Here is a 16629-nt window from a genome sequence, read left to right on the forward strand (position 1 = left end):
TTATGTCTTTTGATTTAATTATTAAGAACGGTACTGTTATTTTAGAAAATGAAGCTCGTATTGTTGATATTGCCGTCCAGGCAGGAAAAATCGCCGCCATTGGCGAGAATCTGGGTGAGGCAAAGCAGGTAATGGATGCGACAGGTCTGGTGGTTTCACCGGGCATGGTTGATGCGCATACCCATATCTCTGAGCCGGGACGTACACATTGGGAGGGCTATGAGACCGGAACGCGTGCCGCGGCAAAAGGCGGTATCACCACAATGATCGAAATGCCTCTCAACCAGCTGCCCGCGACGGTAGATCGTGAAACCATCGAACTTAAATTTGATGCGGCAAAAGGTAAATTGACCATTGATGCCGCGCAGCTTGGCGGTCTGGTTTCTTACAACCTTGATCGTCTGCACGAGCTGGATGAGGTCGGTGTCGTCGGTTTCAAATGCTTTGTTGCTACCTGTGGCGATCGCGGAATCGACAATGACTTCCGTGACGTTAACGACTGGCAGTTCTACAAAGGCGCGCAGAAGTTAGCAGAAATGGACCAGACGGTGCTGGTGCATTGCGAAAATGCGCTCATTTGCGACGAGCTTGGCGAGGAAGCTAAACGCGAAGGCCGTGTGACGGCACATGATTATGTGGCTTCACGTCCGGTTTTCACTGAGGTGGAAGCTATTCGCCGCGTGCTGTATCTGGCGAAAGTCGCCGGTTGCCGCCTGCACGTTTGCCATATCAGCAGCCCGGAAGGCGTGGAAGAAGTGACCCGTGCCCGTCAGGAAGGCCAGGATGTGACCTGCGAATCCTGCCCGCATTATTTTGTGCTGGATACCGATCAGTTTGAAGAGATTGGCACGCTGGCAAAATGTTCTCCGCCGATCCGCGATCGACAGAATCAACAAGGCATGTGGGAAAAACTGTTCAATGGTGAGATTGACTGCCTGGTTTCCGACCACTCGCCATGCCCACCAGAAATGAAGGCTGGCAATATCATGCAGGCGTGGGGCGGCATTGCCGGGCTGCAGAGCTGTATGGACGTCATGTTTGATGAGGCCGTGCAAAAACGCGGTATGTCACTGCCGCTATTCGCTAAATTGATGGCAACCAACGCCGCAGATATTTTCGGCCTGAAGCAGAAAGGACGTATTGCCCCGGGTAAAGATGCTGACTTCGTCTTTATTCAACCGGACAGCAAATACGTTCTGAAAAACGAAGACCTGGAATATCGCCACAAGGTCAGTCCGTATGTTGGCCGGACGATTGGCGCGCGCATTACGAAAACTATTCTTCGCGGGGATGTTATCTATGACATCGAGCAGGGGTTCCCGGTAGCGCCAAAAGGTCAATTTATCCTTAAACATCAACAATAATGTGATGTGAATTAATGCCCGTCATGCTGGCGGGCATTCTCTATTTTAAGGTATGAATATGCTTCCTGTTATTAACCGCGAAAGTTTGCTATCTGGCTTTCAGTGGTTTTTCTTTATTTTTTGCAATACGGTCGTGGTCCCCCCAACGCTGGTTTCTGCTTTTCATCTCCCCGCGAGCAATCTGTTAATGCTCACGCAATACGCTTTTTTCACGACATCGCTGGCCTGCCTTGCGCAGGTTATTTGTGGCCATCGTCGCGCCATTATGGAAGGTCCGACCGGTTTATGGTGGGGCACCATTTTGACAATTACCCTGGCTGAGGCGTCACGCGGGACACCGCTCAATGATATCGCCACCAGTCTGAGCGTCGGGATTGTCATTTCCGCTGTGCTGACGATGATTATCGGCTTTAGCGGCTTAGGACACCGGTTGGCCCGGCTATTTACCCCAACGGTGATGGTCTTTTTTATGCTGCTGTTGGGCGCTCAGCTCACCACTATCTTTTTTAAGGGCATGTTGGGATTGCCTTTTGGCATTGCTGACACCAGCGTCAAAATTCAACTGGCGCCTTTTAGCCTGGCGGTTGGCGTGATGTGCTTCATCCTTGCGATGATCATTTTTTTACCGCAGCGGATCTCCCGTTACGCCCTGCTGGTGGGGGCGGTAGTGGGATGGGGACTCTGGCGGTTGTGCTTTCCATCAACGTCTTTGCCGTCTGGGGAATTAAGCTGGCAGTGGTTCCCGTTAGGCAGTCATGGCAGGCTGTTACCCGGTATTATCCTGACGGCGGTTATCACCGGTCTGGTGAATATCAGTAATACCTATGGCGCGGTGCGCGGCACGGACATCTTTTACACGCATCAAGGCTCCAGCAGCTCGCGTTATCGTCGTAGCTTTATCATTTCCGGTTTTATGACGCTGGTGACAGTGCCTTTTGCCGTGATTCCATTTTCACCTTTTGTCTCTTCTATCGGGCTGTTAACACAAACTGGCGACAGTTCGCGAAAATCATTTATTTATGGCAGCGTATTATGTTTATTGGTGGCGATAGTGACGCCGCTAACCCGCTTATTCTGCGCCATTCCACTGGCAATCAGCAGTGCCGTTATGTTGGTATCTTATCTGCCGTTGCTCTATTCCGGTCTGGTTTTCAGCCAGCAAATCACATTTACCGCACGAAATATTTATCGGCTGGCACTCCCGCTGTTTGTGGGGATTTTTTTGATGGGGCTGCCTCCGGTTTATTTACAAGATCTTCCACTGACTATTCGGCCATTACTGAGTAATGGCTTATTGGTGGGGATTTTACTGGCAGTGCTTATGGAAAACCTCATTCCATGGGAACGCATTAAATAACAGGATGAAAAAGGATTAATGATGAAAATTGTAATTGCGCCAGATTCGTTTAAAGAGAGCTTAAGCGCCGACCAATGCTGCCAGGCAATTAAAGCTGGATTTTCAGCCATATTCCCGGATGCAGAATACATTTGTTTACCAATTGCAGATGGCGGGGAGGGGACCGTGGATGCCATGGTGGCGGCGACAGGTGGAAAAGTGGTCTCGCTGGAGGTCTGTGGGCCGATGGGGGAAAAGGTCATGGGATTTTATGGCCTGACCGGTGATGGAAAGACCGCCATTATTGAAATGGCCGCGGCGAGTGGACTGATGTTGGTCGAACCGCAGGCGCGTAATCCACTGCTGGCATCAAGTTACGGGACTGGCGAACTGATTCGGCATGCGCTGGATGCCGGTATTCGTCATATTATCCTCGGTATCGGCGGGAGTGCGACAGTTGATGGCGGCATGGGGATGGCTCAGGCGCTAGGCGTGCGGTTCCTTGATGTGCAAGGGACATCATTGAGGGCGGGAGGTGGTAGCTTATCTCGCCTCGCGAGCATTGACCTGCAACAGTGCGATCCGCGGCTGACAGCATGTCGGATCGAAGTTGCCTGTGATGTGGATAACCCATTGGTTGGCCCGCGTGGCGCGGCAAGAGTATTCGGTCCGCAGAAAGGGGCGACGCCGGAAATGGTTGAGAAACTGGAAGAAGGATTACTCAACTACGCGCATGTGCTGCGAACGTTGACCGGTGAGGATGTATCTCAGGTTGCGGGCGGTGGGGCGGCGGGTGGAATGGGCATCGCTGCGGCTATCTTTCTGCAGGCCATCATGAAACCAGGGATTGAGATTGTGCTGCAGGCCGTTCAACTGGAGCAGTCCATCAAAGATGCATCGCTGGTCATCACCGGCGAGGGACGTATTGATTCGCAAACGGTCGGGGGAAAAGCGCCAATCGGTGTTGCTTCTGTTGCTATGCAGCATCATGTTCCGGTTATTGGTATCGCCGGGGTGCTGGGGGAAGGTGTGGAGGTGGTTCACGATCATGGTATTGATGCGGTATTCAGTATTTTGCCGCGACTCGCGCCATTGGCGGAAGTGCTGGCGAGTGGTGAAACCAACCTTTATCACTGTGCGCGTAATATTGCTTGCGCGATGAAGCTCGGTCAGGCGATTAATCTGCGTTAAGCATAAAAAAAGCCACGGTGTTAACCGTGGCAAAACCCAACATAGCTAAATAAAAAATTATCAGGCGGGCTGTTCGCCGTTAAATCTCAACATCCCGGTTGCAATCTTTGGAATAGATATAGCTGAACGCTTCACCACGCCCCACGCCGTAACCCGCCTGCAGGGAGTACGCGCCCATAAAGATGTAGTCGCCTTTTTTCACCGGGATCCATTGGTTATCGAGGTTATAAACGCCCTGACCTGAGAGAATATAAGCCCCATGTTCCTGTACATGCGTTTCGATATAACCATGACTGGCGCCGGGTTCGAATGACAGAATATGCATATTCATATCGAAGCCTAATTCTTTAGGCAGGAAATCCAGCAGGATTACGTCATCCATGCCTTCATAATGAATACGTTCTAACTGGTTGGCATTACCGGAGACCAGCCATGGTGAATGGCCTGCCACCGGCGTATAACGGCGTTTGTATAAAAACAGTTGGCTGTCTTCTGTCTGGGCATTATTAAAGGTGAGCAGTTCACCTGGCGGGCAATACAGATATCCGCCCTGGGTTAAAGCAAAGGTTTTACCTTCCGCTTTCGCCTCAATTTTGCCGGAAATAACATACACGAACGTTTCAATACCTTCGCCGCCAAAACCGCTGTGGTGGCCGCCGTTCTGGCGTAGGGTCACCAGATAGTCAACAAATGACGCGCCCAGTTTTGGCGTTGAGAGGATGGTGACGTCACAGTTTTCAAAACCCGGAATGATATTTTTAACCAGTCCGTCCGGGGTTAGCAGGGCAAAGTTACCGTGTTTTACAATTGCGCGATTAGCCAATAAATCATCGCGATAACCCGTGACGTTATTCAGATATCCCATGGGTGACTCCTTATTTCTGCCAGGCAAGTTGATGAAGCATTAATGCCAGAGTTTTGACCCCTTCGGCAAGGTCGTTAATGTTTGTGCGTTCAGCGGGGTTGTGGCTGATACCGTTAATGCTGGGAATGAAAATCATGCAGGTCGGTACGCGGGGAGCGAAAATTTGCGCATCATGGCCTGCGCCACTGTGCATGACACGGTAGTTCAGCTGTTCTTTTTCACACAGTTCGGTAAGGGTAGAGACCAGTTTACTGTCCATCGGGACCGGCGTTTCATCCATCCACAAATCGATATCAATGCCGATATCCATTTCATCGCAGATGGCGCGCATGTCGTTTTCCAGTTGTTGAGTAAAATCACGCAATACGTCGGCATCGGTATGACGGCAATCGATTGTGAAGGTCGTTTTGCCTGGCACCACGTTGACGGTGTTCGGCTGCGGCTCTACCTTACCAAAGGTCAGTACCAGAGGATCGCCATGCTTTTTGGCTTTCTCGATAGACTGGCTGCAGATGCGACTGAAAGCGTATACGGTATCGCGACGGTAGCTCAGCGGCGTTGTCCCCGCATGGTTGGATTCACCGTTCAGCGTTACCGTATAGCGACGTTGGCCGACAATCGCGCTGACGACGCCTATCGACTGGCCATTACTTTCAAGCACACAACCTTGTTCGATGTGTAATTCAACGAAGGCTTTGATGTCATTACGGGCATGAAGCGGCTCTGCGGGGAGGGTAAAGCCGCAGGCGTTCATTGCGTCAACAAAACGGGTGCCTTTCGCGTCCTGGATATTACGGACGTCATCGGGATTTGCCAGTCCAAAAATGTTTTTGCTGCCCCAGAAGACATACGGGAAACGGCTGCCTTCCTCTTCCGCCATGGAAACGACTTCGACCGTTTTCAGCGGTGCGCCATAGGTGCTCTTGAGCCAGTCAACCGCGAGCCATGCCGCCAGCGCGCCAAACTGGCCGTCAAGATTGCCGCCGTTGACGACGGTATCAATATGCGAGCCGCTTAAAATGACCTGTTCCGGCGATTCGTTCCCAAGCAGACGACCGTATAAGTTGCCCACTTCATCAAAGCGAGTTTCCAGGCCGCTGGCGTCCATGCGTTTTTTGAATTGCTGTTGTGTTTCAAGCCATTCTGGCGAATACAGCAAGCGCGTCATCCCACCGGTAGGATCCGCGCCAAAGGAAGAGAGCCAGGGAAGGGTTTCTTCAATTGCGTGACGAAAATGGTTGATCATATGAAATTCCTGTTTCAATAATTATTGTGCAAAGGGATTCTTTGTTTCGTATGACTTGAGATAGAGGGCATCGGAAATCAGGTATTGATAAATATCGTCAACAATGTCGATACCATGGACCGCGGCATTGCGTTGATTAATATCTTGATCCTGTCCGGGGTAATAAACTTGTTTAAAGCCGGGTGCAGGAGTAACGTTATTTAACTCTTGCATGGTCTGGCTGAGGTGCTGGCGGAATAATTGGCTGGAGGAGAAAAAGTCGGGATTAATAACCAAATGCAGTTGGCCTAAATTCCGACCGGCATGTAAATCCTCATACATTGAACTGACCTGACGACCAAACGGTAATCCCAATAAAATGCCGGATAACACATCGATCATCATCATCAGGCCATAGCCTTTAGGCCCAGCCGCAGGTAGCAACGCATTGACAGCAAATGGATCGGAAGTTGGCGCGCCGTTTTTATCGACTGCCCAGGTATTCGGAATCGGCTCGTTGCGGGAGCGGGCATCCAGAACTTTTCCCCATGCCTGCACCGTTGTCGCCATATCAAACGTCATGATGTCGTCGCCTTCTCCTGGCGCAGCGAAGGCTAACGGATTGGTACCGTAGTAAATATCTGCGCCGCCGAACGGTACCACCATCGGGTCGGACTGGCACACGGAGAGGCCGATCAGACCAGCGCGAGCGGCTTGCTGCACAAAGTAAGAAATGGCACCGCTGTGCCCCATTCGGCTAATGCCAACGACGGCGACACCATTTTTTTTAGCAATTTTAATGGCATGCTCCATACCCATCTTTGCTGCGACTTGCCCGGCGGCATTATCGGCATGCAAAATCGCTGTACAGGGACCGGTATCTTCAAAACGAAATGTGGGTTCGCGGTTGGTACCGCCTTTTGAAATGCGCTCAGCATAGTATTCAACGCGTACGGCGCCATGAGAGTGAATGCCTCTGGCATCGGCGTAAACCAATACCTCAGCAACCGTTGTGGCGTGCTCACGTTTTAGTCCGGCCTTGCAAAGCTTATTCTCGATAAGCTGGTGGAGTGTTTCCCGACTGATTTTCATCTGTCTTCCTTTTTAACGACGGTGTGAAGCATGACTGCCGTTAACATACCGGGAATAAAAATTGATTATGTGATCCAGACACACAAAAAAATATAGTTAGAATTTATTTGATAATCAGTGTTGATTTGCCCTTTCTTTTTAAATAAACAATGCCGTTAAAAAATAATGTTTAATACTCTGGTGGTTGTTAAATTTATTTTGTTAATAATTCCAGTGTGATGCCAGTCACTCTATTTGGGATTCCAGATATATACCTTGAGCTACACATTAACACTACTCGTGCAATTGCCATGGGTGCAATTATTAAGGGGTTGTTATGATCCACGCCTTTATTAAAAAAGGGTGTTTTCAGGACTCTGTCAGTTTAATGATTATTTCACGCAAGCTGAGTGAGTCCGAAAATGTAGACGATGTATCGGTCATGATGGGAACGCCAGCAAATAAATCATTGCTGGAAACGACCGGGTTTTGGCATGACGATTTTAATAATGCGACGCCAAACGATATTTGTGTGGCGATTCGCACTGAAACGGCTGATGAAAGTATTACGCAGGCCATTCTGCAACAACTGGATGAGTCGTTGCAGCAGCTGGCGCAGGCCACTGGCGGTAGCCAAACGCTCCTGCAGGTCAGACGCTGGGAAAGCGCGTGCCAGAAACTGCCTGAGGCGAATATGACGCTCATTTCCGTCGCCGGTGAATACGCGGCGGAGCTGGCGAACCAGGCGTTGGATCGCAACCTGAATGTCATGATGTTCTCCGATAACGTGACCCTGGAAGATGAAATCACCCTCAAGCGCCGTGCGCAGGATAAAGGTCTGCTGGTGATGGGACCGGACTGCGGAACCGCCATGATTGCGGGCACGCCGCTGGCTTTTGCCAACGTGATGCCGGAAGGCAATATCGGTGTGCTGGGCGCCTCCGGCACAGGGATTCAGGAGCTCTGTTCACAGATAGCGCTGGCCGGGGAAGGCATCACTCACGCCATCGGTCTGGGCGGACGGGACCTGAGCGCCGAGGTAGGGGGGATTAGCGCGCTTACCGCGATGGAGATGCTTGGCGCAGACGACAAAAGCCAGGTGTTGGCTTTTGTGTCGAAACCACCGGCGGAGGTTGTTCGCCAGCATATCGTGACGGCGATGAAGGCCACCGGCAAACCCGTGGTAGCCCTGTTTTTAGGTTACACCTCCGCGGTCGCCCGCGACGAAAACGTCTGGTTTGCCGCGACGTTGGACGATGCGGCCCGTCTGGCCTGTTTACTGGCGAGAGTCGCGGCGCGACGCAGCTCGCTTTCAACCACAGGAGACGGTGTGATCCGAGGGTTATACACCGGAGGTACGCTGGCCGCCGAAGCCGCTGGGCTGCTGGCCGCCCACCTGAATGTCACCGCGGATGCACAACATCATCATGGCATGATGCTGGATGCCGCCGGGCACCAGATTATCGATCTGGGGGATGATTTTTACACCGTCGGGCGGCCGCATCCGATGATTGACCCTGCCTTACGTAATCAACTGATTACGGATCTGGGGACGCAGCCGCAGGTACGCGTACTGTTAGTTGATGTCGTGATTGGTTACGGCGCGACGGCAGATCCGGCCGCATCGTTGGTTCAGGCCTGGCAGAAGGCGTGCGCTGCGCGAGGCCATGAGCAACCGCTGTATGCGATTGCGACGGTGACAGGTACAGAACGCGATCCGCAGTGTCGCTCACTGCAGATTGCCACACTGGAAGATGCCGGCATTGCCGTAGTGAGTTCACTGCCTGAGGCAACGCTGCTTGCCGCCGAACTGATTCGTCCATCTCAACCGTTATCTGACAAATCCACACCTCCGCTACTGGAAAAAGTGGCGGTCATCAATGCCGGGTTACGCAGTTTTGCACTGGATTTACAGGCGGCAGAAATGCCTGTGGTGCATTACCAGTGGGCGCCTGTCGCTGGCGGTAATAAGAAACTGGCTCGTTTATTAGAACGTTTGCAATAAGGGGTTCCAATGTTTACATCAGTGGCGCAAGCCAATGCTGCAGTAATCGAACAAATTCGTCGTGCGCGTCCGCACTGGCTGGATGTGCAACCAGCCTCCTCATTAATTCGCGAGCTCAATGAAGGGAAAACGTTGCTGCATGCGGGACCGCCAATGCGTTGGCAAGAGATGACTGGTCCGATGAAAGGGGCCTGTATTGGTGCATGTCTGTTTGAAGGGTGGGCCAATGATGAGATGAGCGCGCTGGCTTTACTGGAGCAGGGCAAAGTCCGGTTCGTACCTTGCCACCATGTTAATGCTGTGGGGCCAATGGGGGGAATCACCTCTGCCAGCATGCCGATGCTGGTGGTGGAAAATATCACCGACGGTAACCGGGCTTACTGCAATCTCAACGAAGGGATTGGCAAAGTGATGCGCTTCGGCGCGTATGGCGAAGATGTCCAGCAGCGTCTACGTTGGATGCGCGATGTCCTGATGCCTGTTTTAAGCGCGGCGCTGGCCAATCTGGAACAGGGTATTGATCTGACCGCCATGATGGCGCAGGGCATTACGATGGGCGATGAGTTCCATCAGCGCAACATTGCCTCTTCAGCTCTGCTGATGCGAACTCTGGCACCGCAAATTGCCCGTCTGGAACATGATAAGCAGCAGATTGCTGAGGTGATGGATTTTCTCAGTGTGACCGACCAGTTCTTCTTGAACCTGGCGATGGCTTACTGCAAAGCGGCAATGGATGCCGGAGCAATGGTGCGTTCCGGCAGTATTGTGACCGCAATGACCCGTAATGGCGATATGTTCGGTATCCGGGTGAGCGGACTTGGCGATCGCTGGTTTACTGCGCCGGTTAACACACCGCAGGGGCTGTTCTTTACCGGCTTCTCGCAGGAACAAGCTAACCCGGATATGGGCGATAGCGCCATCACCGAAACCTTTGGGATTGGCGGCGCCGCGATGATCGCTGCCCCTGGCGTAACGCGTTTTGTCGGTGCCGGAGGGATGGAGGCCGCGAAGTCCGTTTCCGAGGAGATGGCTGAAATCTATCTGGAACGCAATATGCAGTTGCAGATCCCTGGCTGGGATTTCCAGGGGGCTTGCCTTGGTCTTGATATCCGTCGCGTCGTGGAAACAGGTATTACGCCGCTGATCAACACGGGTATTGCCCATAAAGAAGCCGGTATTGGTCAGATCGGCGCGGGCACAGTTCGTGCGCCGTTGGCCTGCTTTGAGCTGGCTCTGGAAGCGCTGGCTGAAAGTATGGGCATTAGCTAAGAGAGCCGCGCATGATGATCATCCGTCCTCTGATGGGCAGTCAGCAGTCTCCGGATTTTCGCCAGTCATGGCAGCTATCCGGGATCTGGCGGCGCTCGATTAACCTTGTGGCCGAAGGAGGCGCACTGTTAACGCTGCACCGCCAGGGCAGTGGTTTTAGCCCGGGAGGATGGGTGATCCGTGCGCCTGATTTTGATGCGCTGTGTATGGCGTTAAGCGGTAGTGAAACCCCTCAGGCTGTCCCCGAGGGGATCGTGTTGGGACCGTTTCTGTTGCGCCAACCGCAGCGTTATTGTTCGTTGAAAATAACGTCCCGCCCACATGCTCCACGCCTTGCATCCGCCTGGATGGAGCGCGGCGAGGAAACGGGGTTATTCGGGCCGTTAATGCTGGCGGCAAATTTGCCTTTGTGCTCCGAGTTACGTCAGTTCCGCCATTGCTTTTTCTCGGCGCTGGCTGGCTTATCGACAGACTGGCGGCAGTGGTTAGGTAAGGGGCCAGGTTTAACGCCCAGCCATGATGATACGTTGACCGGAATGCTTCTGGCCGCCTGGTATTTTGGCGCGCTGAATAAGGATTCCGGCCATCGTTTCTTTGAATATTCCGGCAATCTTGAACTGGCGACGACCGTGGTTAGCGTGAGCTACTTACGCTACGCGGCATTAGGATACTTCGCTTCACCTTTGCTCCACTTCACTCATGCTTTGGGCCGACACCAAAGGATGGACGCGGCGATAAATTCGCTGCTAGCGCTCGGGCATACCTCCGGCGCAGACACCCTGTTGGGGTTCTGGCTTGGGCAACAAATCATAGAAGGATAGGGAATGAAAACGCTGGTTGTTGCTCTTGGTGGCAACGCATTATTGCAGCGCGGCGAGGCGCTGACGGCAGAAAATCAATATCGTAATATTGCCAGCGCCGTACCTGCCCTGGCGCGTCTGGCGCGTTCGTACCGCCTGGCCATCGTACATGGCAATGGGCCGCAGGTTGGTCTGTTATCGTTACAGAATCTTGCCTGGAAGGAGGTTGAACCTTACCCGCTGGATGTGCTGGTGGCAGAGACTCAGGGCATGATTGGTTATATGTTAGCGCAAAGTCTGACCGCTGAACCGGAGATGCCGCCGGTGACCACAGTGTTAACGCGAATTGTGGTGTCTGAAGACGATCCCGCGTTTATGGCGCCGGAAAAATTTATCGGCCCGGTGTATTCGCCTGCAGATCAAACGCAGCTGGAAGCCACCTACGGCTGGCATATGAAACGTGACGGCAAATACCTGCGTCGTGTTGTCGCCTCGCCTGAGCCTCGCCAGATCGTCGAAAGCGATGCTATTAAGCTCTTGCTCAAAGAAGGCCATGTGGTGATTTGTAGCGGCGGTGGCGGCGTGCCGGTTACCGGGGAAGGGGTTGGGTCTGAAGCGGTCATTGATAAGGATCTGGCGGCGGCATTGCTGGCTGAACAGATCGATGCCGACGGTCTGGTTATCCTCACCGATGCTGATGCGGTCTATGAGAACTGGGGCACACCAGAGCAACGTGCGATTCGACAAGCCTCTCCTGATGAACTGGCACCGTTTGCTAAAGCTGATGGTTCGATGGGGCCAAAGGTGACAGCCGTAAGCGGATACGTGAAGCGACGTGGAAAACCCGCGTGGATTGGCGCGCTGTCTCGCATTGAAGACACGTTGGCGGGGAAAGCCGGAACCTGCATTCGTCTGTAAAAGTAACGGGAGGCGTGCGCAGGCACACCTCCCGTATCGGTTTATTTCAGCTTTGACTGCGCCCAGATGATACCGCTGGCATATTCCGGCGGCAGCAGGGGAATGAGCGCTTCCAGCGTGGCGCTAAGGCGCGCGGTATCGCTGTCGCTCAGGTTCAAGTGTCCCACCTTACGCCCTTCGCGTACATCTTTGTCATACCAGTGCAGATGCACCAGCGGCAGCTTCAGCCAGTCGTAGTTCAGGTCGCTGCCGATCAGGTTTACCATCACCGAAGGATTGTTCACCACCGGCGTCGGCAGCGGCAGGCCGGTAATGGCGCGCAGATGCAGTTCAAACTGGCTGATGCTGGCGCCGTTTTGCGTCCAGTGCCCGCTGTTGTGCACGCGCGGAGCCAGTTCATTAATCAGCAGACCTTCCGGGGTGATGAAACACTCCATCGCCATCACACCGACATAGCCCAGCTCCTGCATGATGGCAGAGAGCATCGCTTCGGCCTGCGCCTGTTGTTTAGCGTTAGCCTGCGGAAATACCACGCTGGTGCGCAGAATGCCGTCCTGATGAAGGTTATGGGTCAGCGGATAGAAGACGGTGCTGCCGTCGTGCGCACGCGCGCCAATCAGTGAGACTTCACCGGAGAAGTTGATTCCTCGCTCGACGATGCACTCGCCGTAGCAGTCGTCTGGCAGTTGTTCGGTTTCATTCGCGCGTAAACGCCACTGTCCACGACCGTCGTAGCCGCCGACGCGACGCTTCACAATTGCCAACTCGCCGAGTTTGTCAAACACCGCAGACCATTCGCTTTTATCCGCCAGCAGTTGCCATGGCGCGGTCGCCAGGTTGAGTTTGTCAAAAAGCTGTTTTTGCGTCAGACGGTCAGCAATAATCGGGAAGACGTCGCGGTTAACAAACGCCGGGTGACGTGCCAGTTCGCGGGTGAGCGCCGTTTCCGGCCAGCGCTCAATCTCAGCGGTGATCACGCTTTGTTGAAAAGGAACGGCGGCGGGTTCGGCGTCCAGCCCGACGGGCCAGACCGCAATCCCCAGCGGCTCACCGGCCTGACGCAACATGCGTCCTAGCTGACCATTGCCGAGTACGCAGACCTGCTTCATGCTACACCTCGCGGGTCCGGGTTCTCCAGCACCTCGTCGGTTTGCGCTTTACGCCACTCAGCCAGACGCTGATGCAATTCTTTGTCGTGTGTTGCCAGAATTTGCGCGGCCAGCAGGGCCGCATTGGCCGCGCCCGCTTTGCCGATCGCCAGCGTGCCCACCGGAATACCGCGAGGCATTTGAACGATGGAATAAAGGCTATCTACGCCGCTCAACGCTGCGCTTTGTACCGGAACGCCTAAAACAGGCACCAGCGTTTTCGCCGCAATCATACCAGGCAAATGTGCAGCACCACCGGCACCGGCAATAATCACCTGATAACCGTTCTCTTCAGCGCCTTCGGCGAAACTGAACAGTTTGTCTGGGGTACGGTGAGCAGAGACGACCTCAACATGATGTGGAACGTCCAACATTTCGAAGATTTCGGCGGCGAACTGCATGGTAGCCCAGTCGCTTTTGGACCCCATCACGATGGCGACACGCGCCGGATTATTGCGGGAAGACATGCGTCTGAAAACTCCTGTGGTGCACTACACTCGACTTTTGAGGCCACAGAGAATAGCATAATTCACCGTCAAGGAAAACGATTGCGTAGCCTGTGTAGCAAGCGTTTTGACGGGGGAGTTAAAATGGAAATGCGATCAGTTCAACGTCGTGTGGTGTGACTTTGATCATCGAACCTTCGCTGTGCCAGGCGCCTAATACTACGCGGAAGGCGGGTTGCCCATTGGCCGTAAGTTCGTGTACTGCCGGACGGTGGGTATGACCGTGAATTAACCACTGGACCTGATGATTTTCCAGCTCGGCAATAACGGCCTGCTGATTCACATCCATGATCTCCAGCGACTTACTGCTGTTGGCTGCTTTGCTGTTGGCGCGCATTTTCGCGGCAATACGTTGGCGAATGAACAATGGCAGGGCGAGGAATAGTTTTTGTAACCAGGATTGATGCACTTTGGCGCGAAACGCCTGATAGCCAGCATCGTCGGTGCATAACGTGTCGCCATGCATGATCAGTACCTTGCGACCATACAGATCGAGCATTTTCTCTTCGGGCAGTAAAGTCATGCCGCTCTCACGGGCAAAACGTTTGCCGAGCAGAAAATCACGGTTGCCGTGAATAAAAAAGCAGGGAACGCCGGAATCAACCAGTGATTTTATCGCCGCGGCTATTTGATGATGCAGCGGATTAGGGTCGTCGTCGCCAATCCAGGCTTCGAACAGGTCGCCGAGAATGTACAGCGCATCGGCTTGTCGCGCATCACCGGCTAAAAAACGCAGAAAACCGGCGGTGATCGCCGGTTCTTCTGTGCAGAGGTGAAGATCTGCAATAAACAGTGTCGCCACGATTACTCGCTGACGGTCACGTTTTCAATGATGACGTCTTCTTTAGGCACATCCTGATGCATACCGCTGCGACCAGTGGAAACGCCTTTGATTTTATCAACCACGTCCATGCCTTCAACAACTTCAGCAAACACGCAGTAACCCCAACCCTGCATGCTTTCGCCGGAGAAGTTCAGGAAGTCATTGTCAGCAACGTTGATGAAGAACTGTGCGGTTGCGGAGTGCGGAGCCTGAGTACGCGCCATTGCCAGCGTACCACGGGTGTTTTTCAGACCGTTGTTCGCTTCGTTTTTGATCGCTTCTTTCGTGGCTTTTTGCTTCATGCCTGGCTCGAAACCACCGCCCTGGATCATGAAACCGTTAATAACACGGTGGAAAATGGTGTTGTTATAAAAACCTTCGCGGCAGTAGTCCAGGAAGTTTTTAACTGTTTCAGGCGCTTTATCATCAAACGTTTTGATTACGATATCGCCGTGATTAGTGTGGAAAGTAACCATTTTTGCATCCTGTTCCGATAGATTGGTGCTTCGACCCTGTCAAGGGTCAGAGTTAGGGGTGTGTTATAGCATAACCGCAAGCTGCGATCACCTCGCAAAGTGTGCTGCTTCCGGTCTAAATTATGGGTATTATACAGACTTTACTATCCACACACGTCTACACGGAATCTTCGATGTTAAAAATCTTTAATACACTGACGCGCCAAAAAGAGGAATTCAAACCTATTCATGCCGGGGAAGTCGGCATGTACGTGTGTGGTATTACCGTTTACGATCTCTGTCATATTGGCCACGGACGTACTTTTGTTTCTTTCGACGTCGTTGCGCGTTATCTGCGTTTCCTCGGCTATAAGCTGAAGTATGTGCGCAACATTACCGATATCGACGACAAAATCATCAAGCGCGCAAATGAAAACGGCGAGAGCTTTGTCGCGCTGGTTGATCGTATGATTGCGGAAATGCATAGCGATTTCGATGCGCTGAATATTCTGCGCCCGGACCTGGAACCTCGCGCTACGCACCATATCGCCGAGATTATTGAGATCACCGAACAGCTGATTGCCAAAGGTCACGCTTATGTTGCCGATAACGGCGACGTGATGTTCGACGTTCCGACTGACCCGAACTACGGTCAGCTGTCACGCCAGGCTCTGGATCAGTTGCAGGCGGGCGCTCGCGTTGACGTGGTTGACGTGAAGCGCAACCCGATGGACTTTGTGCTGTGGAAAATGTCCAAAGAGGGCGAACCTAGCTGGCCGTCTCCATGGGGCGCAGGTCGTCCGGGCTGGCATATCGAGTGTTCGGCGATGAACTGCAAACAGTTGGGCAACCATTTCGATATTCATGGCGGTGGCTCCGACCTGATGTTCCCGCACCATGAAAACGAAATCGCGCAGTCCACCTGTGCGCACGATGGCGAATACGTGAACTACTGGATGCACTCCGGGATGGTGATGGTTGACCGCGAGAAAATGTCCAAATCGCTGGGCAACTTCTTTACCGTACGCGACGTGCTGAAATACTACGACGCCGAAACCATTCGCTACTTCCTGATGTCGGGTCATTACCGTAGCCAGTTGAACTACAGCGAAGAGAACCTGAAACAGGCGCGTTCTGCGCTGGAACGTCTGTACACCGCGCTGCGTGGTACCGACAAATCCGTTGCCCCTGCGGGTGGCGAGGACTTTGAAGCGCGTTTCATTGAAGCGATGGACGATGACTTCAACACGCCGGAAGCTTACTCCGTGCTGTTTGATATGGCGCGTGAAGTTAACCGCCTGAAGGGTGAAGATATGGCGGCGGCTAACGGTATGGCTGCGCATCTGCGCAAGCTCTCCAGCGTGCTGGGCCTGCTGGAACAGGATCCGGAAGCGTTCCTGCAAAGCGGCGCGCAGGCGGATGACGGTGAAGTTGCTGAAATTGAAGCGTTAATTCAGCAGCGTCTGGACGCGCGTAAAGCCAAAGACTGGGCGGCAGCTGACGCCGCGCGTGACCGTCTCAACGAGATGGGCATCGTGCTGGAAGATGGCCCGCAGGGCACCACCTGGCGCCGTAAGTAACTCTCTATTGCCGGATGGCGTCTAACGCCTTATCCGGCCTACGATGTAATGATCGGTAGGCCTGATAAGCATA

Annotated in this window: 15 protein-coding genes; 8 read left to right on the forward strand and 7 right to left on the reverse strand. The window is 53.2% G+C overall.

Going from position 1 to position 16629, the window contains the following annotated elements; genetic code table 11:
- Window positions 1-2: 2 nt before the first annotated feature.
- Genes allB through glxK form a run of 3 tightly spaced genes read left to right on the forward strand, consistent with a single transcriptional unit; the run spans window position 3 to window position 3891 of the window.
- Window positions 3-1364 carry an allantoinase AllB gene (gene allB / locus FDW92_RS18340; protein WP_042309982.1) on the forward strand — a complete coding sequence of 454 codons (1362 nt, stop codon included), beginning with the start codon at window positions 3-5 and terminating at the stop codon, window positions 1362-1364.
- A 58-nt stretch (window positions 1365-1422) separates the two neighbouring features.
- Window positions 1423-2721, forward strand: coding sequence for a uracil/xanthine transporter (locus tag FDW92_RS18345; protein ID WP_042309980.1), 1299 nt, complete (start codon window positions 1423-1425; stop codon window positions 2719-2721).
- Between the two features lie 21 nt (window positions 2722-2742).
- The gene (glxK, locus tag FDW92_RS18350; RefSeq protein WP_042309979.1) at window positions 2743-3891 is read left to right on the forward strand and encodes a glycerate 3-kinase; all 1149 of its coding nucleotides are present in this window, start codon (window positions 2743-2745) and stop codon (window positions 3889-3891) included.
- Window positions 3892-3970: 79 nt separating this feature from the next.
- On the opposite strand, the gene allE is transcribed toward glxK, so the two are convergent.
- The 3 genes from allE to allD are packed head-to-tail and all read right to left on the reverse strand — an operon-like array spanning window position 3971 to window position 7073.
- Entirely contained in the window at window positions 3971-4756 is a 786-nt protein-coding gene (gene allE / locus FDW92_RS18355) for a (S)-ureidoglycine aminohydrolase (RefSeq protein ID WP_042309976.1), read from the reverse strand.
- A 10-nt stretch (window positions 4757-4766) separates the two neighbouring features.
- A complete protein-coding gene (gene allC / locus FDW92_RS18360; protein WP_042309974.1) occupies window positions 4767-6002 on the reverse strand; it encodes an allantoate deiminase in 1236 nt (411 codons plus the stop codon).
- Window positions 6003-6023: 21 nt separating this feature from the next.
- A complete protein-coding gene (gene allD / locus FDW92_RS18365; RefSeq protein ID WP_042309971.1) occupies window positions 6024-7073 on the reverse strand; it encodes an ureidoglycolate dehydrogenase in 1050 nt (349 codons plus the stop codon).
- A 316-nt stretch (window positions 7074-7389) separates the two neighbouring features.
- Here allD and FDW92_RS18370 point away from each other — a divergent pair, with 316 nt between their 5' ends.
- Genes FDW92_RS18370 through FDW92_RS18385 form a run of 4 tightly spaced genes read left to right on the forward strand, consistent with a single transcriptional unit; the run spans window position 7390 to window position 12044 of the window.
- Window positions 7390-9057, forward strand: a complete 1668-nt coding sequence (locus tag FDW92_RS18370; protein WP_137400674.1) for an acyl-CoA synthetase FdrA — start codon at window positions 7390-7392, stop codon at window positions 9055-9057.
- A 9-nt stretch (window positions 9058-9066) separates the two neighbouring features.
- On the forward strand, window positions 9067-10326 hold the full coding sequence (locus FDW92_RS18375; protein ID WP_042309967.1) for a DUF1116 domain-containing protein: 1260 nt from the start codon (window positions 9067-9069) through the stop codon (window positions 10324-10326).
- Between the two features lie 11 nt (window positions 10327-10337).
- Window positions 10338-11147, forward strand: coding sequence for a DUF2877 domain-containing protein (locus FDW92_RS18380; protein ID WP_042309965.1), 810 nt, complete (start codon window positions 10338-10340; stop codon window positions 11145-11147).
- Window positions 11148-11150: 3 nt separating this feature from the next.
- Window positions 11151-12044, forward strand: coding sequence for a carbamate kinase (locus FDW92_RS18385; protein ID WP_042309963.1), 894 nt, complete (start codon window positions 11151-11153; stop codon window positions 12042-12044).
- A 41-nt stretch (window positions 12045-12085) separates the two neighbouring features.
- Here the strand turns inward: FDW92_RS18385 and purK are convergent, their stop codons facing one another.
- The 4 genes from purK to ppiB form a co-directional block, all read right to left on the reverse strand.
- A complete protein-coding gene (gene purK / locus FDW92_RS18390; protein WP_042309961.1) occupies window positions 12086-13153 on the reverse strand; it encodes a 5-(carboxyamino)imidazole ribonucleotide synthase in 1068 nt (355 codons plus the stop codon).
- A complete protein-coding gene (purE, locus tag FDW92_RS18395; RefSeq protein WP_042309959.1) occupies window positions 13150-13659 on the reverse strand; it encodes a 5-(carboxyamino)imidazole ribonucleotide mutase in 510 nt (169 codons plus the stop codon). The genes purK and purE overlap by 4 nt, the downstream gene beginning before the upstream one ends.
- 118 nt (window positions 13660-13777) lie before the next feature.
- The gene (lpxH, locus tag FDW92_RS18400) at window positions 13778-14500 is read right to left on the reverse strand and encodes a UDP-2,3-diacylglucosamine diphosphatase (RefSeq protein WP_042309956.1); all 723 of its coding nucleotides are present in this window, start codon (window positions 14498-14500) and stop codon (window positions 13778-13780) included.
- 2 nt (window positions 14501-14502) lie between these two features.
- Window positions 14503-14997, reverse strand: coding sequence for a peptidylprolyl isomerase B (gene ppiB / locus FDW92_RS18405; protein ID WP_003021875.1), 495 nt, complete (start codon window positions 14995-14997; stop codon window positions 14503-14505).
- A gap of 173 nt (window positions 14998-15170) precedes the next feature.
- On the opposite strand from ppiB, the gene cysS reads away from it, so the two are divergent.
- On the forward strand, window positions 15171-16556 hold the full coding sequence (cysS, locus tag FDW92_RS18410; RefSeq protein WP_042309953.1) for a cysteine--tRNA ligase: 1386 nt from the start codon (window positions 15171-15173) through the stop codon (window positions 16554-16556).
- Window positions 16557-16629 lie beyond the last annotated feature (73 nt).

The organism is Citrobacter sp. wls706 (assembly GCF_005281305.1).
Taxonomy (GTDB): Bacteria; Pseudomonadota; Gammaproteobacteria; order Enterobacterales; family Enterobacteriaceae; genus Citrobacter; species Citrobacter werkmanii.

Excerpts from the sequence above, each read along its gene's own strand:
- allB (WP_042309982.1), top strand. The coding sequence starts at position 3 with ATGTCTTTTGATTTAATTATTAAGAACGGTACTGTTATTTTAGAAAAT.
- FDW92_RS18345 (WP_042309980.1), top strand. The coding sequence starts at position 1,423 with ATGCTTCCTGTTATTAACCGCGAAAGTTTGCTATCTGGCTTTCAGTGG.
- glxK (WP_042309979.1), top strand. The coding sequence starts at position 2,743 with ATGAAAATTGTAATTGCGCCAGATTCGTTTAAAGAGAGCTTAAGCGCC.
- allE (WP_042309976.1), bottom strand. The coding sequence starts at position 4,756 with ATGGGATATCTGAATAACGTCACGGGTTATCGCGATGATTTATTGGCT.
- allC (WP_042309974.1), bottom strand. The coding sequence starts at position 6,002 with ATGATCAACCATTTTCGTCACGCAATTGAAGAAACCCTTCCCTGGCTC.
- allD (WP_042309971.1), bottom strand. The coding sequence starts at position 7,073 with ATGAAAATCAGTCGGGAAACACTCCACCAGCTTATCGAGAATAAGCTT.
- FDW92_RS18370 (WP_137400674.1), top strand. The coding sequence starts at position 7,390 with ATGATCCACGCCTTTATTAAAAAAGGGTGTTTTCAGGACTCTGTCAGT.
- FDW92_RS18375 (WP_042309967.1), top strand. The coding sequence starts at position 9,067 with ATGTTTACATCAGTGGCGCAAGCCAATGCTGCAGTAATCGAACAAATT.
- FDW92_RS18380 (WP_042309965.1), top strand. The coding sequence starts at position 10,338 with ATGATGATCATCCGTCCTCTGATGGGCAGTCAGCAGTCTCCGGATTTT.
- FDW92_RS18385 (WP_042309963.1), top strand. The coding sequence starts at position 11,151 with ATGAAAACGCTGGTTGTTGCTCTTGGTGGCAACGCATTATTGCAGCGC.
- purK (WP_042309961.1), bottom strand. The coding sequence starts at position 13,153 with ATGAAGCAGGTCTGCGTACTCGGCAATGGTCAGCTAGGACGCATGTTG.
- purE (WP_042309959.1), bottom strand. The coding sequence starts at position 13,659 with ATGTCTTCCCGCAATAATCCGGCGCGTGTCGCCATCGTGATGGGGTCC.
- ppiB (WP_003021875.1), bottom strand. The coding sequence starts at position 14,997 with ATGGTTACTTTCCACACTAATCACGGCGATATCGTAATCAAAACGTTT.
- cysS (WP_042309953.1), top strand. The coding sequence starts at position 15,171 with ATGTTAAAAATCTTTAATACACTGACGCGCCAAAAAGAGGAATTCAAA.